The organism is Mariprofundus ferrinatatus, assembly GCF_002795825.1.
GTDB classification, from domain to species: Bacteria; Pseudomonadota; Zetaproteobacteria; order Mariprofundales; family Mariprofundaceae; genus Mariprofundus; species Mariprofundus ferrinatatus.
Genome location: NZ_CP018800.1, coordinates 146,208 through 172,722 on the forward strand (window position 1 = coordinate 146,208; position 26,515 = coordinate 172,722).

27 protein-coding genes are annotated in these 26,515 nt (G+C 57.6%); 17 read left to right on the forward strand and 10 right to left on the reverse strand.

Annotation, left to right across the window (positions count from 1 at the left end):
- The first annotated feature begins 55 nt into the window (after nt 1-55).
- The 5 genes from Ga0123462_RS00795 (at nt 56) to Ga0123462_RS00815 (ending at nt 7,026) form a co-directional block, all read left to right on the forward strand.
- On the forward strand, nt 56-475 hold the full coding sequence (locus Ga0123462_RS00795) for a DUF3617 domain-containing protein (protein WP_100264557.1): 420 nt from the start codon (nt 56-58) through the stop codon (nt 473-475).
- 108 nt (nt 476-583) lie between these two features.
- Nucleotides 584-1,339 (forward strand): TetR/AcrR family transcriptional regulator, encoded by a 756-nt coding sequence (locus Ga0123462_RS00800; protein ID WP_100264558.1) that lies wholly within the window; start codon nt 584-586, stop codon nt 1,337-1,339.
- Nucleotides 1,336-2,802, forward strand: coding sequence for an efflux transporter outer membrane subunit (locus Ga0123462_RS00805; protein WP_100264559.1), 1,467 nt, complete (start codon nt 1,336-1,338; stop codon nt 2,800-2,802). The genes Ga0123462_RS00800 and Ga0123462_RS00805 overlap by 4 nt, the downstream gene beginning before the upstream one ends.
- Nucleotides 2,803-2,810: 8 nt before the next feature.
- Complete coding sequence (locus Ga0123462_RS00810; RefSeq protein WP_198507350.1) at nt 2,811-3,947, forward strand: efflux RND transporter periplasmic adaptor subunit; 1,137 nt, start codon at nt 2,811-2,813, stop codon at nt 3,945-3,947.
- Between the two features lies 1 nt (nt 3,948).
- Nucleotides 3,949-7,026, forward strand: coding sequence for an efflux RND transporter permease subunit (locus Ga0123462_RS00815; RefSeq protein ID WP_100264560.1), 3,078 nt, complete (start codon nt 3,949-3,951; stop codon nt 7,024-7,026).
- A 14-nt stretch (nt 7,027-7,040) separates the two neighbouring features.
- Here the strand turns inward: Ga0123462_RS00815 and Ga0123462_RS00820 are convergent, their stop codons facing one another.
- The 3 genes from Ga0123462_RS00820 to Ga0123462_RS00830 all read right to left on the reverse strand — a co-directional run bounded on the left by Ga0123462_RS00820 (nt 7,041) and on the right by Ga0123462_RS00830 (nt 8,908).
- Complete coding sequence (locus Ga0123462_RS00820) at nt 7,041-7,820, reverse strand: restriction endonuclease (RefSeq protein WP_198507351.1); 780 nt, start codon at nt 7,818-7,820, stop codon at nt 7,041-7,043.
- Between the two features lie 99 nt (nt 7,821-7,919).
- Nucleotides 7,920-8,552: a protein-L-isoaspartate(D-aspartate) O-methyltransferase gene (locus Ga0123462_RS00825; protein WP_100264562.1), complete on the reverse strand. Its 633-nt coding sequence runs from the start codon at nt 8,550-8,552 to the stop codon at nt 7,920-7,922.
- A 20-nt stretch (nt 8,553-8,572) separates the two neighbouring features.
- On the reverse strand, nt 8,573-8,908 hold the full coding sequence (locus tag Ga0123462_RS00830; protein WP_100264563.1) for an HPF/RaiA family ribosome-associated protein: 336 nt from the start codon (nt 8,906-8,908) through the stop codon (nt 8,573-8,575).
- Nucleotides 8,909-9,071: 163 nt separating this feature from the next.
- Between Ga0123462_RS00830 and Ga0123462_RS00835 the strand changes: the two genes are divergently transcribed.
- Genes Ga0123462_RS00835 through ung form a run of 4 tightly spaced genes read left to right on the forward strand, consistent with a single transcriptional unit; the run spans nt 9,072 to nt 15,441 of the window.
- A complete protein-coding gene (locus tag Ga0123462_RS00835) occupies nt 9,072-10,157 on the forward strand; it encodes an efflux RND transporter periplasmic adaptor subunit (protein ID WP_100264564.1) in 1,086 nt (361 codons plus the stop codon).
- Between the two features lie 48 nt (nt 10,158-10,205).
- The gene (locus tag Ga0123462_RS00840; protein ID WP_100264565.1) at nt 10,206-13,316 is read left to right on the forward strand and encodes an efflux RND transporter permease subunit; all 3,111 of its coding nucleotides are present in this window, start codon (nt 10,206-10,208) and stop codon (nt 13,314-13,316) included.
- Nucleotides 13,313-14,743: an efflux transporter outer membrane subunit gene (locus Ga0123462_RS00845; RefSeq protein ID WP_100264566.1), complete on the forward strand. Its 1,431-nt coding sequence runs from the start codon at nt 13,313-13,315 to the stop codon at nt 14,741-14,743. The genes Ga0123462_RS00840 and Ga0123462_RS00845 overlap by 4 nt, the downstream gene beginning before the upstream one ends.
- 2 nt (nt 14,744-14,745) lie before the next feature.
- Entirely contained in the window at nt 14,746-15,441 is a 696-nt protein-coding gene (gene ung, locus Ga0123462_RS00850; protein ID WP_100264567.1) for a uracil-DNA glycosylase, read from the forward strand.
- A 3-nt stretch (nt 15,442-15,444) separates the two neighbouring features.
- On the opposite strand, the gene Ga0123462_RS00855 is transcribed toward ung, so the two are convergent.
- The 3 genes from Ga0123462_RS00855 to Ga0123462_RS00865 form a co-directional block, all read right to left on the reverse strand.
- Nucleotides 15,445-16,404 (reverse strand): alpha/beta fold hydrolase, encoded by a 960-nt coding sequence (locus tag Ga0123462_RS00855; protein WP_100264568.1) that lies wholly within the window; start codon nt 16,402-16,404, stop codon nt 15,445-15,447.
- Nucleotides 16,405-16,502: 98 nt separating this feature from the next.
- Entirely contained in the window at nt 16,503-18,098 is a 1,596-nt protein-coding gene (locus Ga0123462_RS00860; RefSeq protein ID WP_100264569.1) for a protein adenylyltransferase SelO, read from the reverse strand.
- A gap of 15 nt (nt 18,099-18,113) precedes the next feature.
- On the reverse strand, nt 18,114-18,530 hold the full coding sequence (locus Ga0123462_RS00865; protein ID WP_157821227.1) for a bacteriohemerythrin: 417 nt from the start codon (nt 18,528-18,530) through the stop codon (nt 18,114-18,116).
- Between the two features lie 178 nt (nt 18,531-18,708).
- Here Ga0123462_RS00865 and trxA point away from each other — a divergent pair, with 178 nt between their 5' ends.
- From trxA to Ga0123462_RS00890, 5 genes are all read left to right on the forward strand, one after another.
- Nucleotides 18,709-19,080 (forward strand): thioredoxin, encoded by a 372-nt coding sequence (gene trxA / locus Ga0123462_RS00870; protein ID WP_100264571.1) that lies wholly within the window; start codon nt 18,709-18,711, stop codon nt 19,078-19,080.
- A gap of 127 nt (nt 19,081-19,207) precedes the next feature.
- Nucleotides 19,208-19,891: a calcium-binding protein gene (locus tag Ga0123462_RS00875; protein WP_198507352.1), complete on the forward strand. Its 684-nt coding sequence runs from the start codon at nt 19,208-19,210 to the stop codon at nt 19,889-19,891.
- A gap of 32 nt (nt 19,892-19,923) precedes the next feature.
- Nucleotides 19,924-20,679, forward strand: a complete 756-nt coding sequence (locus Ga0123462_RS00880; protein WP_100264573.1) for a TatD family hydrolase — start codon at nt 19,924-19,926, stop codon at nt 20,677-20,679.
- Nucleotides 20,676-21,413, forward strand: coding sequence for a tRNA threonylcarbamoyladenosine dehydratase (locus Ga0123462_RS00885; protein ID WP_100264574.1), 738 nt, complete (start codon nt 20,676-20,678; stop codon nt 21,411-21,413). Before Ga0123462_RS00880 ends, Ga0123462_RS00885 begins: the two co-directional genes overlap by 4 nt.
- 9 nt (nt 21,414-21,422) lie before the next feature.
- On the forward strand, nt 21,423-21,728 hold the full coding sequence (locus tag Ga0123462_RS00890) for a peptidylprolyl isomerase (protein WP_100264575.1): 306 nt from the start codon (nt 21,423-21,425) through the stop codon (nt 21,726-21,728).
- Between the two features lie 3 nt (nt 21,729-21,731).
- Here Ga0123462_RS00890 and Ga0123462_RS00895 read toward each other — a convergent pair whose 3' ends face one another.
- Both Ga0123462_RS00895 and Ga0123462_RS00900 read right to left on the reverse strand, forming a co-directional pair.
- The gene (locus Ga0123462_RS00895; RefSeq protein ID WP_100264576.1) at nt 21,732-22,403 is read right to left on the reverse strand and encodes an LOG family protein; all 672 of its coding nucleotides are present in this window, start codon (nt 22,401-22,403) and stop codon (nt 21,732-21,734) included.
- Nucleotides 22,404-22,459: 56 nt separating this feature from the next.
- On the reverse strand, nt 22,460-22,873 hold the full coding sequence (locus Ga0123462_RS00900; RefSeq protein WP_100264577.1) for a hypothetical protein: 414 nt from the start codon (nt 22,871-22,873) through the stop codon (nt 22,460-22,462).
- A 147-nt stretch (nt 22,874-23,020) separates the two neighbouring features.
- On the opposite strand from Ga0123462_RS00900, the gene Ga0123462_RS00905 reads away from it, so the two are divergent.
- Together Ga0123462_RS00905 and Ga0123462_RS00910 are read left to right on the forward strand one after the other, a co-directional pair.
- Nucleotides 23,021-23,737, forward strand: coding sequence for a DUF481 domain-containing protein (locus Ga0123462_RS00905; protein ID WP_232726483.1), 717 nt, complete (start codon nt 23,021-23,023; stop codon nt 23,735-23,737).
- 4 nt (nt 23,738-23,741) lie between these two features.
- On the forward strand, nt 23,742-23,954 hold the full coding sequence (locus Ga0123462_RS00910; protein ID WP_100264578.1) for a hypothetical protein: 213 nt from the start codon (nt 23,742-23,744) through the stop codon (nt 23,952-23,954).
- 171 nt (nt 23,955-24,125) lie between these two features.
- Here the strand turns inward: Ga0123462_RS00910 and Ga0123462_RS00915 are convergent, their stop codons facing one another.
- Together Ga0123462_RS00915 and Ga0123462_RS00920 are read right to left on the reverse strand one after the other, a co-directional pair.
- Entirely contained in the window at nt 24,126-24,494 is a 369-nt protein-coding gene (locus Ga0123462_RS00915; RefSeq protein ID WP_100264579.1) for a translation initiation factor, read from the reverse strand.
- Between the two features lie 37 nt (nt 24,495-24,531).
- Nucleotides 24,532-25,293, reverse strand: coding sequence for a cyclic nucleotide-binding domain-containing protein (locus Ga0123462_RS00920; protein ID WP_100264580.1), 762 nt, complete (start codon nt 25,291-25,293; stop codon nt 24,532-24,534).
- Nucleotides 25,294-25,463: 170 nt separating this feature from the next.
- Here Ga0123462_RS00920 and pdhA point away from each other — a divergent pair, with 170 nt between their 5' ends.
- Complete coding sequence (pdhA, locus tag Ga0123462_RS00925) at nt 25,464-26,513, forward strand: pyruvate dehydrogenase (acetyl-transferring) E1 component subunit alpha (protein ID WP_100264581.1); 1,050 nt, start codon at nt 25,464-25,466, stop codon at nt 26,511-26,513.
- Nucleotides 26,514-26,515 lie beyond the last annotated feature (2 nt).

Genomic DNA, 26,515 nt, shown 5'->3' on the forward strand with positions numbered 1-26,515 from the left:
TGGCTCCATTTTCTGCTATAGTAACTTCAGGTAACGATTATCAGCGGAGGCCAGAATGAATCATTTCAATGCGCTCTCTCTCACTCTGCTGGTTTGTTTTTCAGCCACGGCCTGCTCTGACGATCAACTGCTCGAAGAGGGCGAGTGGGAGATGACAAGCCAGATGGAGATGCGTGGCATGCCTGAAGGGATGCCTGCCATGCCACCTGTAATCTACCGGCAGTGCCTCACCAACGAGATGATGGTTCCCACGCAGGAGCAAGGTAATAAGAGTTGCGAAACGGTTGAGCAGACCGTCTCCGGTAACACGGTGACATGGCACATGCGCTGCAGCAGTCAGGGTGTCCCTTCCGAGATGAACGGTAGCTCAACCTATACAGGCGATTCGATGCAGGGCTCGATGCAGATAACAACGCAAGGCATGGAGATTACAAGCCGGATCACCGGCAAACGACTTGGTCCGTGCAAGAAATAGCCTGATACATTTCTTCAATAGATATAACCCTTAGAAATAAAGCAGTTGAACCCGCGAGCAATGTTCGATTAATATTCGAATATTATTCGGAAATCCGGCGGGGTGGCTATGCAGCGGCGAGAAAAGCGTGAACTCAGGGAGAGGGAGATCATCGAGAAGAGCATTGCGCTGCTTTCCCAGCGTGGCTTCCTGGATCTGCGCATGGCCGATATCGCCAGCGAAACGAAATATTCGATGGGCACCATATACTCCCACTTCGAGAGCAAAGAGGATCTGCTGGTCGCTTGTGCGCTGACGCTGGTCCTGGAGCACAGGATCGTCTTCAACGCCATCGCCGATCAGCCCGTCAGCGCTATAGAGAAGATCATCACCACGGCGCTCTGCAGCTGGCAGATCTCCATGCGCCACCCCGACCTGATTGAGATTGATAACCTCTCGCTGATGCCGTCGGTCTGGCGAAGGGCGACAAAGCAGAGGGCCAATGAGCTGAATCAGCTGCATGTGGAGCTGGCCGGGATGTTTCTCGGCATCGTGGTTGAGGCGATCGAGACGAGCCTGAGCGGCTACGAGCAGCTGGATCGGAACCAGGTTGAGCAGCTGGCGAGCCACCTTACCCATGGCATGTGGGGGTTATGTGTAGGGCTATCCAGCACCGCGCAGTCCGGATATGCCAGCACACTCTGTCCCGATGGTGCGGATGAGAGCGACAGATACTTTTACACCAACTACAGCAATTTCCTCAAAGGTTACGGCTGGCAGGAGGAGAACCCAGAGGCGGTCTTTGCACGTTGCCGGCGCATGGCGCAGCAGTGCATAGATCAGACCACCTGGTTTTCTGATGCCCGCCAGGGGCCGCAGTCGTGAAGCCCTTCACCCCCTATCTGACCTGCATGCTGCTTCTTTCAGCGTGTGCCGTGGGCCCCGACTTCAAGGCGCCGGAGCCGCCAAAGGATGCAACCTACGGCAGCGCAGTCACAGCCGGGCACGATGGCGGGGCGTCGCCGAAGCTTGTGACCAGCGATGCCGTCCCGGAGCAGTGGTGGCAGCTGTTTCAATCCCGGTCACTGTCGCAACTTGTTGCGCAGGGGCTGGCCAACAGCCCGACACTGGCGGCAGCGCAAGCGAGACTGATCTCGGCGCGTGAAACGCTGGATGCCGACAGCGCCTGGGTACTGTTTCCCAGGGCCGACGCCGCACTGAACAGCTCACGGCAGAGGATCTCAGGGGCCTCATTCGGCAATGCCGGCAACCCGCGCATCTTCACGGTGCATAATGCCGCGCTGCAGCTCAGCTATAGCATTGATGCATTTGGCGGCGGCCAGCGCTACCTGGAGCTGGGTGAAGCGGGCGTTGCATATGAGGCCTGTCAGCTTGAAGCGGCAAGGCTGACGCTGATCACCAATATCGTTACGGCAGCAGTAGCCGAGGCATCGCTGCGTGAGCAGGTCAAGGCAACCGAAGCGATTATTGCGGATGCCACCAGCCTGCTGGAGATGAGCGAAAAGCAGTTTGAACTTGGTGTCATCGGCAAGGCGGAGCTGCTCAGCCAGCGCACCACGCTGGCGCAAACCCGCAGCCAGCTGCCTCCCCTGCAGAAGGCCGTGGCCTCCATGCGCCACCAGCTTGCCGTGCTTACCGGCAACATGCCGGATGGACAGGGCCAGCCGGAAATGGCGATGGATGAGCTGGTGCTGCCCGATGAGATTCCATTGACGATAGCTTCAGAGCTGACCCGCAGGCGCCCCGATGTGCTGGCCGCCGAAGCGGCACTGCACCAGGCCAATGCCCGGGTCGGCGTGGCAACGAGCAACATGTATCCCAAGCTCGCCTTGTCCGCCAGCTACGCAACAGAGGCAACAAAAATCGCCGATCTCTTCAATGCCGGCTCGGTGGTCTGGGGATTGGGGGCAGGCCTGACCCAGCCGCTGTTCCGGGCCGGGGAGCTGCGCGCCAGAAGACGCGCCGCCCTGGCCGATTTCGATCAGGCGGCGGCTGACTATCGCCAGCGTGTTCTTACAGCCTTTGCAGATGTCGCGGATGCCCTCTCCGCCATTGCGCTGGATGGAAGGCTGCTGCGGCTGGAAACAGAGGCGGAAAAACTGGCTGGCGAGACACTCGCCATAGTGCGGGAGCAGCACAGCCAGGGGGCGGTCAGCCTGCTGATGCTGCTCGATGCCCAGCAGCGCTATCAGCAGCTGCGCATCAACCTGATCAGGGCTCGCGCTGCGATGTTTAACGACACAGCCGCCTTGATGTTTGCGCTCGGCGGCGGCTGGCAACAGGGCCATAGCAGTGGAAATGCGGATGTGATGGAGAAACAGCAATGAGAAAAACTATGAGTAAACGCATGACTATTATGTTGATCAGCGTTGGCTGCGTGTTCGCTGCGATTGTCGGTTATCAGCTGTTTGTCGCCAGCATGATGAAGCAGTTCCTGTCGGCCAATGCGCAGCCCCCCGCCACGGTTACGGCAGTGCAGGTGGAGCGGCAGTTATGGCAGCCCCGGCTCGCATCGGTGGGCAGCCTGCGTGCAGTGCAAGGCGTCGATATCAGCGCAGAGGTGTCGGGTATGGTGAAGGAGATCCATTTTAAATCCGGTGATGAGGTGCAACAGGGCGATCTGCTGCTGGAGTTGAACAGCGCCGAGGAGATGGCGCATCTGCAGGCCTTGACTGCAAGCCGCAAGCTGGCGGAGATCAACCACAAACGTAACCAGCAACAGTTCAAGATTCACGCCATCAGTCAGGCACAGCTGGATGCGTCGCAAGCGGAGCTGGCCAGTCGCCGGGCGCAGGAGTCTCAGCAACAGGCCGTTATAGATAAAAAACATATTCGGGCGCCATTTTCAGGGCGGCTGGGAGTCAGTCGCATCAGCCAGGGGCAGTTTATTAATCCGGCCGAGCCGATTGTAAGCCTGCAGAACAGCCGGAGCCTCTATGTGGATTTCAATCTGCCGCAGAAATTCATTCCGCTGCTGGAGCCGGGCCAGGGTATCAGCGTCTCCCGGGCTCAGGATGAGACGGCTGAGGTCGCCGGCACGATCAGCGCCATCAATGCCGCTGTGGATAGCTCGACGCGTAATGTGCGCATCGAAGGGCGGATCGACAATAGAGACGGCATGCTGCTGCCCGGCATGTTCGTCAATGTCAGGATCAATAGCGGCGAACCTCAGCGGCTGCTGACGCTGCCGCAGACGGCCATCAGCTATAACGCCTACGGCTCCACCCTGTTTGTCGCCAGGGCTGAGAAGGGTGCTGAACAGCCCGACTCTCAGCCCCGGCTGCTGGCACAACAGGTGTTTGTGAAGACCGGTGAAAAACGCGGTGACCAGGTCGCCATCCTGGAGGGGATCGAGGAGGGGGATACAGTCGTGACCTCCGGCCAGTTGAAGCTGAAAAACGGCACACCGTTGATTATTAACAATGCCGTATTGCCTGCCAACGAAGCGGCACCGAAGCCGGAGGAGAGGTAGGGTGCGCTACACCGATATCTTTATCCGCAGGCCGGTCCTGGCCACGACCATCAGCCTGCTGCTGCTGGTGCTGGGGTTGCAGGCCATTCTTGATATGCCGATTCGGCAATATCCGGAAACGCAGAATGCCGTGGTGACGGTGAGTACAGCCTATTATGGTGCCGATGCCGAGACGGTTTCCGGCTTTATCACCCAGCCGCTGGAGAGTGCCGTTGCACAGGCTGAAGGCATTGACTATCTCTCATCCGTCAGTGTCAGCGGGGCCTCCACTGTCACCGCCACCCTGCGCTTGAATCATGACTCCAACCGGGCCTTGACCGATATCAACGCCAAGGTGAATGCCGTATTGAATCAGCTCCCTGCCGAGGCGCAGCAGCCGGTGCTCACCGTGCAGGTCGGCGAGACCATTGCCTCGATGTACATGGGATTTTTCAGTGATGTGCTGGCGAGCAACAGTGTCACGGACTATCTGTTGCGCGTGGTGAAGCCGCAGATCGATGGTATCGAGGGGGTGCAGCGCGCCGAGATTATCGGGGCACGCCAGTTTGCCCTGCGAGCATGGCTCGATCCCGCCCGCATGGCGGCCTTTGGCATTTCAGCTTCCGATGTCTACGCGGCCCTGGCGGCAAACAATTATCTCGCGGCCCTGGGCAGCAGCAAGGGGCAGATGGTCAGCGTTGAACTCAATGCGGCCACCAGCCTGCACTCGGTGGATGAGTTCAAACAGCTGGCCATCCGCGAGAGCAACGGCGCCATCGTACGCCTGCAGGATGTCGCCAATGTGATGCTGGGGGCGGAGGATTATAACCTGACCACGGCCTTTGGCGGCAAGAAGTCGGTATTTATCGGTATCAAGGTGGCTCCCGATGCCAATGTGCTGGAGGTGATCAAGCGCGTGCGCGACGCCTTCCCGGCCATACAGGCAGAGATGCCCAACGGCCTGACCGGCAAGATTGTCTATGACGGTACCAGGTTTATTGAAAGCTCCATTGACGAGGTGATCAAAACACTGGTTGAGGCGCTGCTGATTGTCGCCTTTGTGGTCTTCATCTTTCTCGGCAACTGGCGTGCGGTCATTGTGCCGCTGGTGGCCATTCCGCTCTCGCTGGTCGGCGCATTTTTTATTATGCAGTCGCTCGGTTACACCATCAACCTGCTCACCCTGCTCTCGCTTGTGCTGGCCATCGGGCTGGTGGTCGATGATGCCATTATCGTGGTGGAGAATGTCGATCGCCATATGCACCATGAGGGCAAGAGCCCGTTTGAGGCGGCGATCATGGCCGCGCGCGAGCTGGGCGGTCCGATTATCGCCATGACCGTGGTTCTGATCGCCGCCTATGTGCCGATCGGTTTTCAGGGCGGCCTTACCGGCGCCCTGTTCAGTGAATTCGCCTTTACCCTGGCCGGTGCCGTCACCATCTCCGGCATCGTGGCGCTCACCCTCTCGCCGATGATGACCTCCAAGATGTTCAGGCCCAAACAGCAGCAGAGCCCGCTGGTGATCTTTATTGATCGCCAGTTTTCACGCCTGCACGACGCCTACCGGCGCAGGTTAACCGGCACACTGGCGACATGGCCTGTGATGGTGGTGATGGGGGGGCTGCTGCTGGTCGGAGTGGTCTATCTGTTTGCCACCTCCAAGGCGGAGCTGGCGCCGCAGGAGGATCAGGGCATTGTACTGGCCCATGTTGCCGGCGCCCCCAATGCCACCGCCCAGCAGATGGGGGTCTATGCCGATCAGGCCTTCGAACTGGCAAGGGATCTGCCCGAATATGACCAGATGTTCCAGCTCACCGGCATGCCAACGATCAACCAGGGGATTGGCGGCGTAATGTTCAAGCCGTGGGATGAGCGCGACCGCAGCGCTGCAGAACTGCAGCAGATTCTGCAGCAGAAGTGGAATACGATTGCCGGTGCACATGTTGCCGCATTTCAGTTTCCGGCCCTGCCCGGCTCCGGCGGTCTGCCGCTGCAGTTTGTTATCAAAACCACCGAGTCCTTCGAGAATCTGAATGAGATTGTCGGCAAGGTGCTGGCCAGGGCGCAGGCCAGCGGCATGTTTTTCTTTATTGATTCCGATCTGAAGATCGATAAACCGCAGAGTACACTGGTGGTGGATCGTGACATGGCGACCAGCCTCGGCCTGACCCAGCAGGATATCGGCGCATCCCTCGGTGCAGCTCTTGCAGGCGGTTATGTGAACTATTTCTCTATAGGCGGCCGCTCTTATCGCGTGATGCCGCAGGTCGGGCAGGAGTTCCGGCTGAATCCCGAGCAGGTGCTTGATTATTATATCCGGACACCGGCCGGAGATATGATTTCCGCGTCCACCATCGCATCGATCTCCTATGAGGTGGTGCCGGAGTCGATCAACCGTTTCCAGCAGCTCAATTCAGCCACGATCATGGGCGTGTATGCGCCGGGTGTATCGCAGCAGCAGGTGCTCGATTTTATGCGCAACATCCTGAATGAGGAGGCGCCCAGCGGTTACACGGCCGATTATGCCGGGCCGTCGCGCCAGTATATGCAGGAGTCGGGCGGATTTGTCTTCACCATGCTGTTCGCCATCGTGATTGTCTTTCTCGCGCTCTCCATCCAGTTCAACAGTTTCCGCGATCCGCTGGTGATTCTGGTTTCCGTTCCTCTGGCACTGCTGGGGGCACTGCTGTTTATCAATGTCGGCCTCGCCTCGATCAATATCTATACACAGGTAGGATTGGTGACGCTGATGGGGCTGATCAGTAAGCATGGTATCCTGATGGTTCAGTTTGCCAACGAACTGCAGCTCAAAGGCAGGTCGAAACTCGATGCAATCATCGAAGCGTCCAGTGTGCGTCTGCGTCCGATTCTGATGACCACGGCAGCGATGGTGCTGGGGGTTATTCCGCTGGTACTGGCCAGTGGTGCGGGTGCGGCCGGGCGCTATTCCATGGGGCTGGTGATATTTACCGGCCTCTCCATCGGCACGCTGTTCACCCTGTTTGTGGTGCCGGCCGTTTACATGCTGCTGGCCAGGGACCGTAGGGAAGAGCTCCTCAACAGTGAACGGGAAGTGAACGCTTCAGAGGGGTTGGCGTAAACCTGAGTGAGCGTTTAGTTGTTGAGGTTTCCGGCCGCTTCACCGGTGGCGAGCTCGAAAAGTTCGGCGGATTTTGCAGGAGAGCGTGAGGTGATCAGCCTGAGCAGCTGCAAGCCGCTGATCAGAGAGACGTCGCAGGTCTCTGAAAAATTGCGTGCATCTTCGGTGAACGACGAGGCGGTGGCAAAATATGATTTGCCGATACCGGTCTGATCGACAATGCCACAGAACTCCAGAATGTCGCCGGCATTCACGGGATCACTGCTCGCTTTGCACTTGGCAATGGCGACAGGCGACTCCGGCGAATTTCCTGCATAGAGGTCGAGATCGGCGCCGCAGTCGCTCTCCCGGGCAAGCAGCCCCAGATCCTCGAACAGCGCCCTGCAGAGCGTTTTAAAGCGGCCTTTTGAAAGCGACTGCAACAGCTCGAGGCTCCACTCCTGAGCAGCCTCCCCGGCAACATCTGCTGCTTCTGCCGGAGCCTTCACAGCCGCATCGGGGGTGGCCGGAGCAGCTTTTGTGCGGGCTCTATTGCCGGAGGGGCGGCCTGCGAAGAGTGCCTTTCCGAGACCGTACAGTGCGACAATGAACAGGCTTGCCGCCAGGAAATAAGAGAGCAGCTCGGCGCCGCTGACAATGCCCCGCTTAAAGGCGAAACCCGCCTGGGTCGCACCGGCAGGGAAAATCGCCTGTATGAAGTAAGGGATAAGCAGAGATCCCGCTGCAAGCACACCGGTAGCCCACCAGGGGAGGGCCAAAATAGTCTCTATCCATGTTTTTGCTCTTCTTGCCATTGGTCCGTCACGAGCGGGGTTGCTTTGCTCCATGCCCCCGAAGCATCCATTGCTAACTCTTATCTTAGCAGCGAAATCATATTCTGCTATCGGACAACATCAATCCTGCGTTTGCCCTTTTCCGGTCAGCGGTACAAAACGGACCGGAAGCTTCGGTGCGGCCCTGATCACCCCCTGCCGTTTCTCCAGCAGTATCAGCTCCTGTGACGAGAAGGGGCTGCCGACGGGAATCACCAGTCGCCCCCCCTCAACGAGCTGGTCGAGCAGTGGCTGTGGAACCTGTTCTGCCGCGGCGGTGACGATAATGGCATCGAAGGGGGCTGCCTCCGGCCAGCCATCGTGGCCGTCACCGAGGCGGACAGTGATATTGTCGTAGTGCAGCTGGCGCAGCTTTTCAGCAGCGCGCCGGGCAAGCTCCGGAACGATTTCAATGGAATAGACGTGATCGACAAGCCGGGAGATGACGGCGGCGTTGTAACCCGAACCGGTACCCAGCTCGAGCACGTGATCGCTCGGCTCAAGGCGGGCCAGCTCGCACATGTAGGCCACGATATAGGGCTGCGATATGGTCTGGTGAAAGCCGATGGGGAGCGGGAAATCACCATAGGCGTCGCATCTGTCTTGCGGCAGCACGAAGCGGTGGCGCGGCACCGTCCGCATCGCTTCCAGCACGCGCGCATCGTGTACGCCGCGATGCTCGATCTGATCGCGCACCATATCATGCAGTGGCATGGTCGCTTCCGTTATCGGATTTAGCTGCCGCCGTGCAGCCTTGCCTCGCCGCTGCGCCTCTCGCTGTGCTCCTTGAGTCTTCTCTCTGCGGCATCGAAAGCGTCGCGGATGGCGACATAGATATCCTCATTCGGTTCATGTTTGATCATCAGCTCTTCGCCGGGAAGCGTGATGAGGATGCGGACTTCGTAGCTCTCCCCCTTCTGTTTGTGATGGTGCGGGGCATCGACGGTGACACGGCAGCCGATGATGCGTTCTGAAAAGTGCTCCAGTTTGTCTGCCCTGCCCTGAATGCGCGCTTCGGCTGCATCGGAGAGTGAGAGATTGTGGACGGTAATCTGTAAAGGTCGCTGCATAGGCCGCCTCCTGTATGACTATTATAGACCAAGCCGGAGGAGGTGGCTGCATCCATGCGACAATTTGTCGCTTTTCGATGATCATTGTAAAAGTAGTTTCGCATGCATGTTTTTTAGCCATAGAGTACGCTGATATGTCACATATTATTGCGAGCATCACGATATGAATCTCTGCCGGTTCTCTCCCCCCCTTTTGATTGCAGCACTGCTGACACTGCTGGCAGGCGGCTGTTCGGAGCAGGGGAGTGGTTCCGGAGAGGCCACCGGCAAGCCGGTTGTGGTGCTGAAGACATATGCTGTCACCCTGCACGACCGGGTCGAAGCGCTTGGAACAGCGCAGGCCGGCGAAGCTGTCACGATTACCGCACGGGTGGCCGGCAGGCTCGAAGAGGTCGCTTTCAGTGACGGCCAGTTGGTGCGCAAAGGCGATCTGATTGTACGCATGGATCAGGATGAGGAGCTGGCGCAGCTTGCCGCCGCCGAGGCACAGCTTGCCGAGCACAAGCGGGAGATCCAACGGCTTGAAACACTTCTCTCACGCAAGGCCGCGGCAGGCCGCGATCTGGATGAGCGCAGAACTCTTGCCGCGATTTCGGCCAGCAACATACAGGAGATCAGGGCACGCATTGCCGAGTTGACCCTTACCGCACCGTTTGACGGCAGGCTCGGTATCCGCCGGGTGAGTCCCGGCGCGCTGGTGCAGCCCGGCACGGTGATTACCACCCTCGACGCGGCCGGCGCGATCAAGCTCGATTTCACCATCCCGTCCACCCAGCTGCAGGGGCTGAAGGCAGGCTCTGCCGTTGAGGCGACGGGCGAGGCGCAACCCGGCAAGCGTTTCACCGGCCTGGTTTCCGCCATCGATTCGCGGATTGATCCTGTGACCCGTTCCATTTTCCTGCGTGCCGTGATCGACAATACGGAGGGGCTGTTGCTGCCCGGAAGTCTGATGCGGGTGGTGCTGCGCAAGAATGAGCGGCAGGCCGTTGTGGTTCCGGAAGAGGCGGTTACGCAGAAGCAGGAGAAGCATCTCCTTACCCTGGTCGGTGCTGACGGCAGGGCGGAGATCAGGGCGGTAGAGATCGGTCTGCGCGCGGGTGGTCTGGTTGAGATCAGCAGGGGGCTTAAGGCCGGTGAGCTGGTGGTGGTACGCGGCATGGGCTTTGTCCAGAACGGTAAGCCGGTGAGCATCAGCGAAACATGGACGGCGATTCCGGAGCGTGATGGTGCCGCGGAAGCGGCCCGGTAATCAGCGGCATGATCGACATGTTCAAATATCTTCTGACAGCAGGCAGTGATGTGGCTGTCTGATACCAGCGTAAGGCGGCCTGTGCTGGCCGTGGTGCTGAACCTGCTGCTGGTTGTCTTCGGCATTCTCTCATTCAGCAATCTGCCGCTGCGCGAGTATCCGGACATCGATCCGCCGATTGTCTCGATCACCACCGACTATCGTGGTGCTGCCGCCAATGTCGTGGAGACACGCATTACCGAGGTGATCGAGGGACGCATTGCCGGCATCGAGGGGATCCGTTCGATCACCTCGAAAAGCCTCGATGGCCGCTCCGATATCTCGGTCCGTTTTAACATCAGTCGCGATATCGATGACGCCGCAAATGATATCCGCGACCGTGTTTCGCGCATCATGGATGAGCTTCCTGATGGCGCTGACCCGCCCGATATCCGCAAGTCCGATGCCGACGAGCGGATCATCAAATGGATGCACCTGACCGGCAAGGACATGACCACCATGCAGGTGACCGATTATGCCAGACGCTATGTTGAGGATCGCTTTGCCTCTCTCGATGGTGTGGCGCGTGTGCGAATCGGTGGCGGCAAGGAGCAGGCGATGCGCATCTGGCTGGATCGCAACAGGCTGGCGGCATTCGGGCTGACGGCGGGCGATATCGAGCAGGTGTTACGGCAGGAGAATGTCGAGCTTCCTGCTGGTGTTCTGGAGTCGGAAAAACGTGATTTTACGGTGCGCATGCAGCGCAGCTACAGCAGCGTCGATGATTTTCGCGGTCTGGTGCTGAGAGGCGGAAACGACGGCTATCTGGTGCGGCTTGGCGATGTGGCACGGGTAGAACTCGGCGTGACCGAGGAGCGCAGCACCTTGCGCGGCAACGGTATCCGGATGGTCGGTATCGGAATCGTCAAGCAGTCGAAAGCCAATACCCTGTCGGTTGCAAGGCTCGCCCAGGCAGAGATGCAGCGTGTGAACGAGGTGCTGCCGCCGCACATGCATATGGAGCAGAGTTACGACTCCAGCCTGTTTATCGACAACGCCATCAACGAAGTATTTAAAACCCTGCTCATTGCCGTGCTGCTGGTGGTCGTGGTGATCTACCTCTTTCTCGGCAATGTGCGGGCCACGCTGGTGCCTGCGGTCACGGTGCCGATCTCGCTGATCTCAACGTTCGCAGTGCTCTATGCCTTCGGATATACGATTAACCTGCTAACCCTGCTGGCGCTGGTGCTTGCCATCGGCCTGATCGTGGATGATGCGATTGTGGTGGTGGAAAATATTCACCGCCGCATGGAGATGGGGGAGTCGAGACTGGTCGCGGCCTTTCGCGGTACCCGCCAGGTCGGTTTTGCCGTGATCGCCACGACCGCTGTTCTGGCCGCGGTCTTTATACCGATCACCTTTATGGAGGGAGATATCGGGCGACTGTTCAGTGAGTTTGCCATCACCATTACCGCTGCGGTTGTCTTCTCCACCTTTGCCGCGCTGACCATTGCGCCGATGATCGCCTCCAAACTGCTGCAGGGGCGCAGTGAAAGTGGCGGCCTGAGCCTGCGCATTGACCGCTCCTTCTCACGCCTGCGCGAGTTCTATCTGCATAAGCTCAATACGCTGCTCGATCGCCCCGCACTGGCGCTGCTGGTCATCGCGGTAATGCTGCTGCTGGCGATGTTGCTGCTGCGCCAGATTCCGCAGGAGTACTCGCCGAAAGAGGATCGCGGAGTCTTTTACATCATGATCAAGGGACCTGAAGGGGCCTCCTATGCCTACGTGCGTGAACATATGGATGAGATCGAACGGCGCCTGATGCCGTTTACCGAGACCGGAGAGTTCCAGCGTTTGTTGATGCGCGCCCCAGGCAGTTTCGGCACCACTGCCAACTACAGCGACGCCCGCGGTATTGTTGTGTTAAGCCACTGGAACAGCGGCCGCCAACCGATCTGGTATTACCTCGAGCAGGTGAAAAGGCTCACTGCAGATATTCCCGGCGTACGTGTGTTCTCTACCGTGCGGCAGGCATTCGGCGGCGGTGAAAGTAAGCCGGTGCAGTTCGTGATCGGTGGCCCGACATACGAGGAGCTGGCTGGCTGGCGCGATATTCTGATCGCCAGGGCATCTGAAAACCCGGGACTTGTCGCTCTCGATCATGACTACGATGAGACCAAGCCGCAGATCGGCCTGCAGGTGCGCCGGGATCGGGCCGATGCGCTTGGTGTTTCGGTGAGCGAGATCAATCGCACGCTGGAGACGCTGATGGGCGGGCGTCGGGTGACCACCTATATCGACCGGGGCAAGGAGTACGATGTATTGCTGGAGAGCGAGAAGGCGCTCAAGCAGCAGCCTTCCGACATAACCAACATCCGGGTGCGTTCTGAACGCAGCGGCCAGCTGATCCCACTTGCCAGTCTCGTCGAAATCAGCGAATTCGCTGACAGCAGCACGCTCAACCGCTACAACCGGCAGCGCGCGATTACGCTGGAGGCCAACCTTGCTGACGGCTATTCGCTCGGCGAGGCGCTGGAGTATCTCGAGGGGGTGGTGCGCGAAGAGCTGCCTCCGGGAGCCACGATTGATTACAAGGGGCCATCTCTGGACTTTATCGACAGCGAATCGTCGATCTATCTCGTCTTTGCGCTGGCGCTGATGGTCGCTTTTCTCGTTCTGGCCGGCCAGTTCGAAAGCTTCCTGCATCCGCTGACCATCATGCTCACCGTCCCGCTGGCGATTACCGGTGCGCTGGCTGCCCTTTGGGGCTTCGGCATGAGCCTCAATATCTACAGCCAGATCGGCCTGATTATCCTGATCGGTATAGCCGCCAAGAACGGCATCCTGATAGTCGAATTTATCAACCAGTTGCGTGACGAGGGTGTCGAGTTCCGCGACGCCATCATCGAGGCGACCGGCAAACGGTTGCGTCCGATCATCATGACTGCGCTGACCACGGCGATGGGTGCCGTACCGTTAATCCTCTCTTCAGGGGCAGGTTCCGAAACGCGGCTGGTGATCGGCACGGTGATTCTGGCCGGTGTTCTGGTCACGACCTTTTTTACCCTGTTTATCGTACCCGTGATCTATCGACTCTGGTCGAGCCACACCTCATCACCGAGGGCCACGGGTCGCCGGCTTGAGGCCGAACTTGTCGAGCATGAGGAGAGGATATGAAACGATTCTCCCTGCTGGCGGCAATCCTTGTTCTGAACAGCTGTGCGGTCGGGCCCGATTACGAGACCCCTGCTCAGAAGCACAGCGACAGCTGGCATAGCCAACAGGCCCTCCGGGTTGCAGGCGTTGCGGCCGATGATATCGGATGGTGGCGCCAGTTTAATGATCCGCTTCTCACAGGGCTGATTGAGAAGGCGATGGTGAACAATCGCGACATGGCAGTGGCTCTCGCCAATGTTGAACGTGCCAGAGCGCTGCGGCGCGAAGCGGCCGGCGGTTTTTATCCGGGCATTGATGCAGGCGCTTCAGCCAGCCGCAGCCGGTACAGCCGACAGAATGTGTTCGGGGCAACGACCGGAACACGAAACACCTTCAGTGCAGCGCTCGATGCCAGTTGGGAGATCGATCTTTTCGGACGCACCCGCCGCAGCGTAGAGGCGGCCGAGGCCCGGGTCGGAGCCACTGAAGCCGCCCACAGGGGGCTCACGCTTTCGCTGGCCGCCGAGGTTGCGGCCGGTTATTTCGAACTGCGCGGAGTGCAATCCCGTCTGGCCATGACCCGGCGCGACATTGCCTTGCTCGGCGAGGTGGAGGCGATCGCGCGTGCGCAATCGGAGCTTGGGGCAAGCAGCGGGCTCGACCTGGCGAGGGCAGAGGGAGAGCGCGAAAGCATCGAGGCAAAGCTGCCGGGCCTTGAGGCGGAAGCGATGGCGCTAATCTACCGTATCTCCGTGCTGACCGGTGAGGCACCGGAATTTCATGCCGAGGCACTCTCTGAGGCAGGCCCGATGCCCGATGTGGTCGATCGGGTGCCCGTGGGGTTGCGTTCTCAGATACTCATGCGCAGGCCTGACGTTCAGCTGGCGGAGCGCGAACTTGCTGCTGCCACGGCCAACATCGGTATTGCAACAGCCGATCTTTTTCCGGACTTTTCGCTGACCGGCGCGATCGGCAGCAGTGCCCGCCTGTTCAGCGACCTCTTTACGCCGGCCACCATGACCCGTTCGCTTGGGGCAGCACTGGGCTGGCCGCTCTTTGCCGGTGGCGCGATCTCAGCCCGTGTTGATGTGGCAAAAGCCGAAGCGAAGGCAGCGCTTGCCCGTTATGAGCAGAGCCTGCTGCTGGCGCTCGAGGATGCCGAGTCATCACTGACGCGATATGGCAACGAGTGGCTTACCCTGAAGGGGCTGCGGCTTGCAGAGCAGTCGCGAGTACGCGCCTTTGAGATTGCCCGCCTGCGTTATGAGGCCGGAGAAGAGGATTTTATGGTCATGCTCGATGCTGAACGTGCCCTGATCACAACGCGTGAGGAGATTGTCATCAGCAATGTGAGAATCCACACGGGCCTGACGCAGCTCTACAAGGCTCTTGGCGGCGGCTGGAAACAGGCCGGGAATCCGGAAACGGTTGAGGTGAATAAAGAGTGAAAATGATGCTGCACGAGTCATGGCGGCGCCATCTGGGGGTTGAGTTCGACAAAGCCTACATGCTGGAGCTGCAGGCATTCCTCAAGGCCCGACAGGCGGAGGGGGGCACGATCTATCCGGCCAGGAGTCACTGGTTTGCTGCTTTCGCAGCAACACCCTTCGAAAAGGTCCGGGTGGTGATTCTGGGGCAGGATCCCTATCACGGGCCGAATCAGGCGCACGGACTCAGCTTCTCGGTGCCGCATGGTGTGGCTGTTCCTCCCTCGCTGCGCAATATCCACAAGGAGCTGGCTTCAGATCTCGGCATCGTGACTCCCGGCCATGGCTGTCTCGCCGCCTGGGCAGATGCGGGGGTGTTGCTGCTCAATGCGACGCTGACGGTGGAGGAGAAGAGGGCCGGCGCCCATCAGGGTAAGGGGTGGGAGCAGTTTACCGATGCTGCGATCTCTTCCCTGAGCGCAAACCGCGAGCATCTGGTCTTCATGCTCTGGGGCAGCTTTGCACAATCCAAGGCGGCCCTGATAGAGGGCGGCAAGCACCTGATCCTTACGGCGCCACACCCCTCGCCGCTCTCCGCCCATCGGGGTTTTCTCGGCTGCCGGCACTTTTCATGTGCCAATGCCTATCTTGAGGCCCATGGCATGGCATCTGTTGACTGGGCACTAGAGCCGTCGAAGGAGCAGTTGACGCTGATCTGACCGCTATTCGGATGTGTCAGTAATCTCCGCTCCGCTCAGGAACTGGTGAAGATTGCGGGCCGAACGCACCGGGATCTCTTCCATCGGCATATGTCCGGCATCGGGATAGATAACCACCTTTGCATGGGGCAGAGCCTGCTGCCACCGCTTCAGATGAGGGTCGGCGGGAATCCAGTGATCCTGTTCGCCCCACATCAGCAGGGTCGGCATGGTCAGTTGCTCCAGCCCCGAAGGCTCCTGCCTGAGTATCTCAAGGTTACGTTTAAACAGTGTTTGAGAAGCCCTGCGGTTTCCCGGCCGCAGCTGCAGTTCGTAGTAGCGCTCCGTCATCGCTTCGCTGATTCTGGAGGGTTCGGCATAGACCTCTCGCAGCAGTATGGAGGAGGCAATGCGGGGTGTGAAATGCATGGATATCTCGCCCAGAAGCGGCGCGGTAAATGCCCTGACGGGGAACGGGATCTTCTTTAGCGGAAAGCCGGCGGTATCGATCAGCACCAGCTTCTCCACCTGCTGCGGATATCTGATGGCGTAGTTCCAGGCGAAATAGCCACCCAGCGAGTTGCCCACCAGCGTGAACTTTTCAAGCCCGAGCCTGGACGCAAAGCTGTTGATAAACTGTATGTAATTCTCCGTATTGTATTCGAAATTGGCCGGGCCAGTCAGGCCATGGCCTGGCAGGTCGAGCGAAATCACCCGGTATCTGCCTGCAAGCTCCCGGCTCCATACCTCCCAGTTGTGCAGTGATGCGAGAATGCCGTGCAGCATCACAAGGGTGTGATCGTTATCTTTTCCCTCTTCCCGGTAGTGAACCTGCAGACCGTCAACATCGATATAGAGGGGCGGGTTGCTGGCATACCTCTTCTCAAGTTCGGCCACCGGAATCTCGGAGATGCCCAGGGCGCAGCCGCTGACCACTGCCGCCAGCAGAACGGACAGGATCGCCTTTGCAATATTCGTCACCATACCAGCCTCCCGCAGCACTTCCGCCTGTGAACCACCTGATCATATATGATCATAGCAGGGGAATAAGAAACCTGTAGCAGCTGCAGCCGACAGGTCGTTCAGGAGCTGCAGGAGAGCATGGAACAGCCTGCCCGGTTGCGCGCCCATTCGGGACGCCTGGCGGCAAAATGTTCGTTTTCGGGCTGCTCCTCATAGGGGCGGCGAAGCAGGTTCAGCAGTTCGTGGATCATCGAGCTGTCGCCGGATTCGGCCCTGTCGATCGCCTGCTGGGCCAGGTAGTTGCGCAGTACGTATTTCGGATTCACCGCATGCATCTTCTGGCGACGCTCGGCATCACCGCTCCCCTGCCGGCACAGGCGCGTAATGTAGTTGCGCATCCAGCTCGCAAAGCGTGTGCGGTAGCTCTCGTCGAGTGCGCCGAGATCGTAGTAGGCATCCAGCAGCGGTGCGATCAACTGTTCATCGCTGCGCAGTTCGGGATCATGGCCGGTTTCAATATCGGCGAGCTTGCGGAAGAAGATGGTCATGTCGGTTTCAACCAGCGGCAGAATACCCAACAGCTCCCTGATCAAAGGTTCATCCTCCCGGGTGATTTTCGAGAGCCCGAGTTTATCCCCCATCATGGAGAACCAGCCGTTTTCGTAAGTGGTTGAATAGACCTGCATCGCCTGCTGCAACTGTTCAACTGATCCGGTCAGCGGGATCAGCGCCTCTGCAAGCCGGGCCAGATTCCAGCCGGCAATCTGAGGCTGGTTGCCGAAGCGGTAGCGGCGCATCTCGGAATCGGTGATGTTGGGGGTCCACTCCGGATCGTATCCCTCCAGCCAGCCGTAGGGGCCGTAATCGATCGTCAGCCCCAGCACCGACATGTTATCGGTATTCATCACCCCGTGCACAAATCCGACCCGCATCCAGTGCACCATCAGCTCGGCGGTGCGCCGGCACACCTCTTCGAACCATGCCAGGTATACTGCCGGTGCAGGTGCACCAATCCCGGGGAAATCGGTGAGGATGGTGTAGTCGAGCAGCTTTTGCAGCAGTTCGATTTCACCGCGTGCGGCAAAGAGCTGGAAGTTTCCGAAGCGTGTGAAGGAGGGGGCGACGCGGCACAGCACGGCTCCGGGCTCATAACCGGCATTGCCGTTATAGAGAATGTCACGCAGTACACCTTCGCCCGTGGTGATCAGTGACAGTGCCCGCGTGGTCGGAACACCGAGATGGAACATCGCCTCGCTGCAGAGGAACTCGCGCAGCGAGGAGCGAAGAACGGCAAGTCCGTCGGCATTGCGCGAATAGGGTGTGAGACCCGCCCCTTTGAGTTGCAGGCTCCAGCGTTCGCCTTTTGCATTGATCACTTCACCGATATTGATGGCGCGGCCGTCGCCCAGCTGCCCCGCCCAGTGGCCGAACTGGTGGCCGCCGTAACAGCTGGCGTAGGGCACCATGGCCGGCAGCAGCCGGTTGCCCGAGAAGAGCTCTGTAAATTTCACGGATTTACAACTCTCTTTTGAGATACCGAGCAGCTCTGCCACCTCATCTGCGCAGGCGAGCAATGCCGGCGCTTTGACAGCGGTCGGCTGAACAAACGAATAGCAGGCACCTGTTACCTGACGCGTGAAGTTCGCACGCTCCGGATCACCCGGCAGGGCACGGGTATAGGCGTTATCGATAACAAGTTGTTCAAGGCTGTTCATGCCCGCATCAGCCGCTTATTCCCGCATGGCGAGAAAGCGCGCGGTTACAAAGTCCATGCTGCCGATATGATCCTTCATCCAGTCGGGGAGCCGGCCGCGCATGAAGGCGGCGATCGCCACAATCCGATGTGTCGCGTTCCAGTCAGCAATCGCAGCCTCAAGTTCGCGAAGGAAGAGATCGTGCGCACCCTTATGCACCGGGTAGGGCGGGAAACGGGCCTCCAGCATAAGCCGCTCCTCATTGGAGAAATGCGCTTTCGTATGGGCAAGAAGCCCGGCCAGCCTTTCATCAAGGGTATATGCAGCAGCATCGCCCGCCTCGAGGTCTTCAATCAAGGCATCGATGGCATTGATCATCTCCACCTCTTCAAGGTGAACGTCATGCATGGCCCGGAATGGCACTTCGGGGAGATCGGATGCGTATAATGTCATCCCCGCAGCTTGCCAGAGCAGCTGCTTCTGTGCCAATCAACAGCGCCGGATATCTGCCGGGGGTTGATATATTAGCAAATCATAATATAATGCGGACTCCTGAGAGTTGCCTGACGTTGGCTGGCCGATAAACGTCAGGGTAAGTCAGGGATGATACAGCTGTTTTAAGGAGGTCTAGATGGCTACGGTAGAACTGACCAAAGAGAATTTTAAGCAGAAGGTGGATGCAAGCGATATCACGGTGCTCGACTTCTGGGCGCCATGGTGTGGCCCCTGCAAGATGTTCGGGCCGACCTTCGAATCCGTATCGGAAAATCATCCCGATATTCTCTTCGGCAAGGTGAATACAGAGCAGCAGCAGGAGCTGGGTGCCCACTTCAATATCCGCTCCATTCCGACCCTGATGGTGATTCGGGAGAATGTGCTGCTCTACTCCGAAGCCGGAGCGCTGCCGAAACCGGCATTGGAGGAGCTGATCGGACAGATCAGGGCGGTCGACATGCAGGAGGTGCATGCCGAGGTTGCCAAGATGCAGGCTGCGGAGGCCTGAGCTGAGAAGGGGGCATGCCCCTTTAATCATGCTGCTGAAAATATCGCAATGAGTGCCGCTCTACAGAGGCAGTATGCAATCGGCATGCTTCCTGTTTATGCTTCTGCTTCCGGCAAAGGAGGTCTCCTTGAGAAAAACACCCCTGTTACATCTGTTTCTACTGCCAGCAATCATGCTGATGCCGTCACTTTCCCACGCCGAAACGTGTGACGGACTTACCGCGACGATTGTCGGCACTGAGAAAGAGGACAGGATCACTGGTACGGAAGGGGATGATGTGATTGCAGCTCTTGGCGGCAACGACAAGATCGACGGAAAAAGCGGCAACGACGTGATCTGTGGCGGCAGTGGCGATGATGAGATCAAGGGTGGTCGTGGCAATGACCGCCTGTTCGGTGAGGCGGGCGAGGATAAGCTGCTGGGTGGCTACGGTGACGACCAGCTTGATGGCGGTGAGGGTAATGACAAACTCACGGGTGATAAGGGAAATGACAAGCTCACGGGAGGCCCCGGCAAGGATAAACTGAGTGCCGGCCCGGGAGACGACCATCTTGAGGGTGGCGACGGCGATGACACCCTCTATGGCGAACATGGCGACGACCGGCTATTCGGCAACGGCGGCGATGATCGCTTATATGGATGGTACGGAAACGATAAGCTGAATGGTGGTGACGGCGACGACCAGCTCTTCGATCGCGATGGTCAGGATATGATGGATGGCGGCAGCGGCAATGATGCGTGTCAGGGGTTGCTTGACGGCAGGCCAAGTGAAGAGTCGGCAACGTGGTCCGGTTGCGAAAGCCTGTTTTAATCCTCCACGGTGAGTGAGCGGAGATGGGGGTGATGCAGCTGATCGACAGCCACTGCCATCTTGATGATGCGCGCTTTGATGTCGACAGAGCAGAAGTGGTCGAGCGGGCCAGAGTGGCAGGGGTTGAGCGGTTTATTGTTCCTGCGGTCAGCCGGGAGGGCTGGGATAAACTGAAAACGCTCGCGTCAAAGCATGAATCGATCCTTCCTTCCTTCGGCATGCACCCCTGGTTCTGCGACCGGCACAGCGATGATGACCTGGAGTTGTTGCCGGCGTTTCTTGAAGATGCTGTGGCTGTCGGAGAGTGCGGTCTCGATGCCGGATTATGCAAATTTGGCGTGGATGAACAGCTGTCCTGGTTTCGGGGACAGCTTCGTCTGGCTGCCGAATTTGAACTGCCGGTCATTGTTCACGCCTATAAAACCGTTGATACGGTTATCCATGAAATGAAAAGTTATCCGGGCCTGCGTGGCGTGGTACACAGCTTTTCAGGCTCCCGGCAGCAGGCTGAGAGGTTGCTTGATCTGGGCTTCTATCTCGGTATAGGCGGGGCCGTAACACATGAGCGGGCGACCAGGCTGCAGGGTATTGTAAAGGCGCTGCCGATTGAGCGACTGTTGCTCGAAACCGATGCGCCTGATCAGCCACCTTGTGCCCGCAGCGGTATGCGAAACGAGCCTGCTTTTCTGATCGAAATAGTTGACCATATTGCTACGCTTCGCGGCATTGATGCAGAGGCGCTTGTACGCACCTGCAATGCCAACACCATGGAGCTGTTCAGAATATGACTCACGCACAGGAGCGCACCGAAATCCTCGTTGGAAAAGAGGGTCTCAATTATCTCGAAGGGCTGCACATCTTGGTGGTTGGTCTTGGCGGCGTTGGAGGTGCGGCGAGCGAGGCGATTGCCCGCGCTGGTATTGGTGCCATGACGATTGTTGACCATGATACCGTGGGCCTCTCCAACATGAACCGGCAACTGGTCTGTACGCATAGCACTATTGGAGAGGCAAAGGCAGAGGCGATGGGCGAGCGAATCAGGGATATCAATCCGGAGATTCGACTCAATGCCCATGTCGGTTTTCTCGGCTATGACAATATGGAGTCATTTCTTGCCGCTGGTGATTTCGATTATGTGATCGACTGTATCGATTCGGTGGCCTGCAAGGCCCTGTTGGTGGCCACATGCCAGAAGATGGGGCTCCCCATCGCCTCAAGCCTCGGCGCAGGCGGCAGACTCGATGTTACGAAAGCCGAGATCACCACGCTGGACCGAACCTATAACTGCGGCCTGGCGGTCAACCTTCGACGCAAGCTGCGCCGGGCCGGGGCCTCACTGGACTACCCGGTGGTTTTTTCAGGCGAGTTTCCGATCAAGCCGCTGCCTCAGGAACCTGTCGGCAATGATGCAAACAGGCTTCCGCGAGCTGTGAATGGAACCATCTCCTATATGCCGAACCTGTTCGGTTTTATGCTGGCAGGTTTCGTCATCAAACAGTTAATTGAAAAGCAAGAGCAGTAAGGAGTTATTATGTTCGGATGGAACAGGAAGAGGAAAACAGCATCGGCGCGCCATATTCTCGTGACGGATCGTGAACTGTGCGAGGCAGTGAAGGCGGAGATTGAAGCCGGGGGTGATTTTGCCGAGCTGGCGAAGCAGCACTCAAGCTGTCCGTCAGGCAGCCGTGGCGGTGATCTCGGAACATTCCGCGAGCGCCAGATGGTCAAAGAGTTTAATGATGTGGTGTTCAGTTCTGAGTTGAATAAGGTGCACGGGCCGGTAAAAACCCAGTTCGGGTATCACCTGATTGAGATTACATCACGCTCTGAGGGGTGACAGTTACAGGCCGTCGGTAGCGGCGATCTCAACCTGATGCTGTTTCCAGGTGCGGTGCCTGCACATGATCGCAACCGCTTCATCAATATCGTCGGTGACGGTCACCAGCCGCAGGTCACCCTCGGAGATATAACCGGCATCCAGTACCGTGTTACGCACCCATTCGAGAAGGTCATGCCAGAAATCGCTGCCAAAAAGCACCAGCGGTAGCGGAAATGCCTTCTGCGTCTGCATCAGCGTCAACGATTCGAAAAACTCGTCGAGCGTGCCGAAGCCGCCGGGCATACAGATGTAACCCATCGAGTATTTAACGAACATCACCTTGCGAACGAAGAAATAGCGGAAATTGATGGAGATATTCTGGTAGCTGTTGGGGGTCTGCTCCTCTGGAAGCGAGATGTTCAGCCCGATTGATCTGCCGCCCCCTTCTCTTGCCCCCTTGTTGGCCGCCTCCATGATGCCGGGGCCACCGCCCGAGATGATGCCAAAGCCCTCCAGTGAAAGTTTCCGGGCAATTTCCACAGTGGCTTCATAGTAGCTGTCACCGGGTTTTTCCCTCGCCGCCCCAAAGATGGTGATCGAGAAGGGCAGGTTGTTGAGGGTTTCAATGCCTTCAGTGAATTCACTGATAATTCTGAAAATGCGCCATGATTCTGAGCCTTTGAGGTCTTCCATACACTGCCTCCACTGCTATGATTATAGACTACTCACTCCGAGCCGCCACAAAGTGCTTAACCGCCGCGCATTTGCGGGATAAGAAAGCGTAGTGCCTCAAAGAAGATCCAGCGTGTAATAAGGTACACTCCCCCCATGGCGAGGCTGCTCAGCGCTGTGACCTTCAGCTTCTCTATCGTTGTGGTGGCTGGAATGAAGAAGCGGGGAAGAAGAATCATCGCCCCGATAACGCCGCAACTGAACCCCTGCAGCATAAACAGGAAGTATTTCAGGGCGTTCTCAGTTTCAGCCAGATCCGGAATAGACATAAACTGAGGCATCAGGAACTGGAAGATAATCAGCGGCGTATAGATGAACGGATACTCAAGCCACAACAGCCCCACTTTTTTCTGGCCGAACACATAGATGACCCCGGCCATGATATTGGCAGAAATAAGATACAGCGTGACCGAGATCAACACGCTGTTCATTCAGAACTCCCCAATTTGCTCCCCCCTCTCTGCCTGCCGGGCAATCATGCCAACTGCCGACGATATGATAGCTCTCTAATCTTGAATTACACTGTAAGCAAGCATTTCTAGCTGGAATTATGGATTTGTGCCCCTAGTCTGCGCGCCATGATGAAAAAGACAGTTATCCCCTTTCTATCCATAATGATGATTTCTCCGATTGCCGCCATTGCAGAAGAGGAGGCAAGCGCCTGGAAAAACAATGTCGAACTTGGCGCAGTGCAGACCTCGGGCAATACCCAGACCCTGACCGTGAATGCCAAGGCCAAGTCAGTGCACGATGGCGAAATAGTGCGTAGCACACTGACCGGCAGTGCCAATAACTCTACTGATCGCAACAGAACGACGGCCGAAACCTACAAGGCCAGTCTGCAGGAGGACTGGAAGTTCTCAGAGCGCGGTTACGTCTTTGGCCGCCTCGGTTTCGAGAGCGACCGCTTTGCAGGGTTTCGGAGCCGCTTCAGTGAAACAGTCGGTTATGGCCGTGATCTGGTAAAAACAGATGCCCTGCTCTGGAAGTTCGAGCTGGGTGGCGGTTTAAGGCAGACCCGGTTCACCGACCGTACCAAGAAGAGTGAGGCTATTATCCGCTCTGCAACCGGGTTGAACTGGAAGGTGAGCGATTCGGCCCTGTTTACGCAGGAAATCTCGACCGAAGGTGGCAAGAGCGGCTGGGCTACTGAATCGATTACCGGCCTGCAACATGCCCTGAATTCGCATCTTTCAAGCAAGATTGCCGTGAAGCTTGAACACAACAGCAAGGTTCCTGCCGGCATCAAGAAGCTGGATGTAGAGACGGCTATTACGCTGGTCGTGAACTTCTGAAGCCATGGGGCTGATCTGGTGCCTCAAGCATGGCAAAGGCCGCGGCTTCAAGAATGAGCTGACAGCCTGTGTTGCTTGCGACTGTCGGCACCGCAAATCCTGCGAGTCTTATGCCTCCATGCCGCTGGATCAGATTGTAGAGGCGAATGCCGAAGCAAAGCGAAATGGCCACCAGGTGTTCGAGGATTTTCCGCTATTTGAGAGTGTGCATAAATAACGTTGAAGGGAATCTTTCCAGTTGTGAGCCATGTCACGGTTTTGTCATCATCGTGTTGTAAGTTATCACACACTGTCAGCAGCAGTAAGAAGTTTCCTCAACAGATATCCTGAAAGGCGGAGAGTGCAAACTCCGCCTTTTCTTTTGTGCTGAATCCTTTGGCTCCTGAACTCACCCGCCGGAGAGCTTGGCTTTGACGCCCTCTTGTTCCAGCAGCTGCATAAGTTTTTCGCGATGTTCACCCTGAATTTCAAGGCTGCCGTTTTTAACCGCGCCGCCTGTTCCGAGCTGCGCTTTCAGTTTTTTCAGCAACACCTTCAGTTCACTTCCATCCAGTGCCAGGCCGTCGATGATCGAAACGGTTTTGCCGCCGCGCCCCTTTGACTCGCGTCGGATACGAACACCCTGTTTGCCCGGGCTTGTGATTGCAGGCGAGGACGATTGCGGCGACATTTTTTTGCGCCCGCTTTTTTTGCCCCGCATCGGCTTGTCGAGCGGGCCATTTTCGGTTGAATAGACGAGCCGTCGATCACTGTTCATGGGATCCTCTTCGTAGATCAGGGCTGCTGAAAGCCCCTTATTCTAAAACCTCGATACCGAACTCATATGGGTCAATGGGGTCACCGAAGCGGATCATGTGATAACCGGTTGGCAGGGGTTCGATACTGCTGGATGCACCATATCCCACACGTTTCTCATTCACTTCGCAATAATCGCCATGCTGCATTAAACGCAGTTGCAGGCTCGCCTGCTCGCCTGCCTCAATGCTGATATGGTGCTCACGAATTCTTCTGTTGGCTTTGGTCAGCTGGATATCAGCTTCGCATGCTGTTCGAAACAGATCTGTCACACTTTGTGGTGGAACATGGGCACCCAGTGTCCAGGGAAGGTGTGAGATAGTGCAAGGCAGATTGCAAAGAGCCTGCCTGGAGATGCTGTTCAGGCCGACGACCAAGGCGTGCGGCCTTTCGCCGGCACTGTTTTTGAGCGCATCTTTTTCATCAACCATGGTACTTTTCAGCCGCGAAAGAAATGCGGCCAGTATAGGCGTCAGCTTATTTGCCGGGCCGTTAACCATGCGAATCAGGGCCCCTCTGTCGATGATTTCGGCTGTCACGTCAGTGATGGCTGTTGCCGAAGCGCTGCGTTGTGTTACCAGTCCAGCCAGTGCCAGTTCACCAATAATCTCGCCGGTTCCTATCTTGGTCTGAAAGATGGTTCCCCCCTCTTTTTTCTGTTCGATAAGGACCCAGCCACTCTGGATCAGGTAAGCGGTGGTTCCATGATCTCCCTGTTTGATCAGTGATTCACCTTTATTGAAGGAGACGGTTCTTGTCATGGCTGTTACCTTCCTCTAAATTGATAATGGTTGCTCAGAGCCCTCTCACGCTGCCCTCAATACGCCGCAGCTCTGTGAGCCATGTCGCAAAAATGTGTATAAAACAGTTGTGGTTGCTGGAGTTGTGAGCTGGCGGCAGCATTCGCCAACTACTATTTGCCGGAGGCATCATGTCTGCAAAGCAGAAATCGGAAGCTGGTATCACTCACGATGGTCTTTTTTTTCCGCAAGAGAGGCTGCATGAGATCCATGACCAGATGCTGTTTATCCGCCGCTTCGAAGAGAAAGCAGGCCAGCTCTACGGCCTGAAAAAGATCGGCGGATTCTGCCATCTCTGCAATGGGCAGGAAGCGGTTTGCGTCGGCCTGCATCAGGCCTCCGAGCCAACCGACTACATGATGACCAGCTATCGTGATCATGGCCATATTCTGGCGCGCGGCTCAGACCCGACGGCCGTGATGGCAGAGCTGCTGGGCCGTTCCGGCGGCATAGTCAAAGGCAAGGGCGGTTCGATGCATATGTTTGATATCGACAGGAACTTTGCCGGTGGCAATGGCATTGTCGGCGAGCAGGTGCCTGTCGGCCTCGGATTCGGCTTCTCCAGCTGGTACAAGGATGATGGCCGTGTGACCATCTGTATTATGGGCGATGGCGGAATCAATCAGGGTGCGGTTTACGAATCGTTCAACATGGCTGCGCTATGGAAGCTGCCGATCGTTTTCGTGGTCGAAAATAACCAGTACGCCATGGGCACCTCGCTGGATCGCGCATCGGCAGAGACCCATCTCTTCAAGCGTGGCATCTCATTCAAGATTCCCGGCATGAAGATTGACGGCATGGATGTGCTGGAGTTCGAGAAGAAGATGCGAGAAGCGATGGAGCATGCGCGCTCAGGCAAGGGGCCGATGCTGGTTGAGGCGATCACTTACCGCTACCGCGGGCACTCGATGTCCGATCCGGCAACCTACCGGACACGCGCAGAGGTGGACGAGTGGCGTAGCGGCCGCGATCCGATTGCACGCCTGCAGGCGCAGATGATCGATGCCGGGCTGGCTACCGAAGAGCACTTCAAACAGAAAGACAAGGATATCAAGCAGCAGGTTGCGGCGATTGCCAAAGATGCGGAGGCGCAGCCGGAACCGGACGTCTCCGAACTGTGGACTGATATCTATAACGACCCGATCGAGAATGCATATCCCTATCCAGGCAAGGTGAACTGAAG

Bases quoted from the DNA above. Each gene is read 5' to 3' on its own strand.
- Ga0123462_RS00825 (WP_100264562.1), bottom strand. From the start codon at position 8,552: ATGCCACTGCATGATATGGTGCGCGATCAGATCGAGCATCGCGGCGTA.
- Ga0123462_RS00885 (WP_100264574.1), top strand. From the start codon at position 20,676: ATGACTCACGCACAGGAGCGCACCGAAATCCTCGTTGGAAAAGAGGGT.
- Ga0123462_RS00900 (WP_100264577.1), bottom strand. From the start codon at position 22,873: ATGAACAGCGTGTTGATCTCGGTCACGCTGTATCTTATTTCTGCCAAT.
- Ga0123462_RS00835 (WP_100264564.1), top strand. From the start codon at position 9,072: ATGAATCTCTGCCGGTTCTCTCCCCCCCTTTTGATTGCAGCACTGCTG.
- Ga0123462_RS00920 (WP_100264580.1), bottom strand. From the start codon at position 25,293: ATGACAAGAACCGTCTCCTTCAATAAAGGTGAATCACTGATCAAACAG.
- Ga0123462_RS00830 (WP_100264563.1), bottom strand. From the start codon at position 8,908: ATGCAGCGACCTTTACAGATTACCGTCCACAATCTCTCACTCTCCGAT.
- Ga0123462_RS00820 (WP_198507351.1), bottom strand. From the start codon at position 7,820: ATGGCAAGAAGAGCAAAAACATGGATAGAGACTATTTTGGCCCTCCCC.
- pdhA (WP_100264581.1), top strand. From the start codon at position 25,464: ATGTCTGCAAAGCAGAAATCGGAAGCTGGTATCACTCACGATGGTCTT.
- Ga0123462_RS00840 (WP_100264565.1), top strand. From the start codon at position 10,206: ATGTGGCTGTCTGATACCAGCGTAAGGCGGCCTGTGCTGGCCGTGGTG.
- Ga0123462_RS00910 (WP_100264578.1), top strand. From the start codon at position 23,742: ATGGGGCTGATCTGGTGCCTCAAGCATGGCAAAGGCCGCGGCTTCAAG.
- Ga0123462_RS00865 (WP_157821227.1), bottom strand. From the start codon at position 18,530: ATGACATTATACGCATCCGATCTCCCCGAAGTGCCATTCCGGGCCATG.
- Ga0123462_RS00915 (WP_100264579.1), bottom strand. From the start codon at position 24,494: ATGAACAGTGATCGACGGCTCGTCTATTCAACCGAAAATGGCCCGCTC.
- ung (WP_100264567.1), top strand. From the start codon at position 14,746: ATGATGCTGCACGAGTCATGGCGGCGCCATCTGGGGGTTGAGTTCGAC.
- Ga0123462_RS00855 (WP_100264568.1), bottom strand. From the start codon at position 16,404: ATGGTGACGAATATTGCAAAGGCGATCCTGTCCGTTCTGCTGGCGGCA.
- Ga0123462_RS00800 (WP_100264558.1), top strand. From the start codon at position 584: ATGCAGCGGCGAGAAAAGCGTGAACTCAGGGAGAGGGAGATCATCGAG.
- Ga0123462_RS00890 (WP_100264575.1), top strand. From the start codon at position 21,423: ATGTTCGGATGGAACAGGAAGAGGAAAACAGCATCGGCGCGCCATATT.
- Ga0123462_RS00795 (WP_100264557.1), top strand. From the start codon at position 56: ATGAATCATTTCAATGCGCTCTCTCTCACTCTGCTGGTTTGTTTTTCA.
- trxA (WP_100264571.1), top strand. From the start codon at position 18,709: ATGGCTACGGTAGAACTGACCAAAGAGAATTTTAAGCAGAAGGTGGAT.
- Ga0123462_RS00845 (WP_100264566.1), top strand. From the start codon at position 13,313: ATGAAACGATTCTCCCTGCTGGCGGCAATCCTTGTTCTGAACAGCTGT.
- Ga0123462_RS00895 (WP_100264576.1), bottom strand. From the start codon at position 22,403: ATGGAAGACCTCAAAGGCTCAGAATCATGGCGCATTTTCAGAATTATC.
- Ga0123462_RS00860 (WP_100264569.1), bottom strand. From the start codon at position 18,098: ATGAACAGCCTTGAACAACTTGTTATCGATAACGCCTATACCCGTGCC.
- Ga0123462_RS00810 (WP_198507350.1), top strand. From the start codon at position 2,811: ATGAGTAAACGCATGACTATTATGTTGATCAGCGTTGGCTGCGTGTTC.
- Ga0123462_RS00880 (WP_100264573.1), top strand. From the start codon at position 19,924: ATGCAGCTGATCGACAGCCACTGCCATCTTGATGATGCGCGCTTTGAT.
- Ga0123462_RS00905 (WP_232726483.1), top strand. From the start codon at position 23,021: ATGATGAAAAAGACAGTTATCCCCTTTCTATCCATAATGATGATTTCT.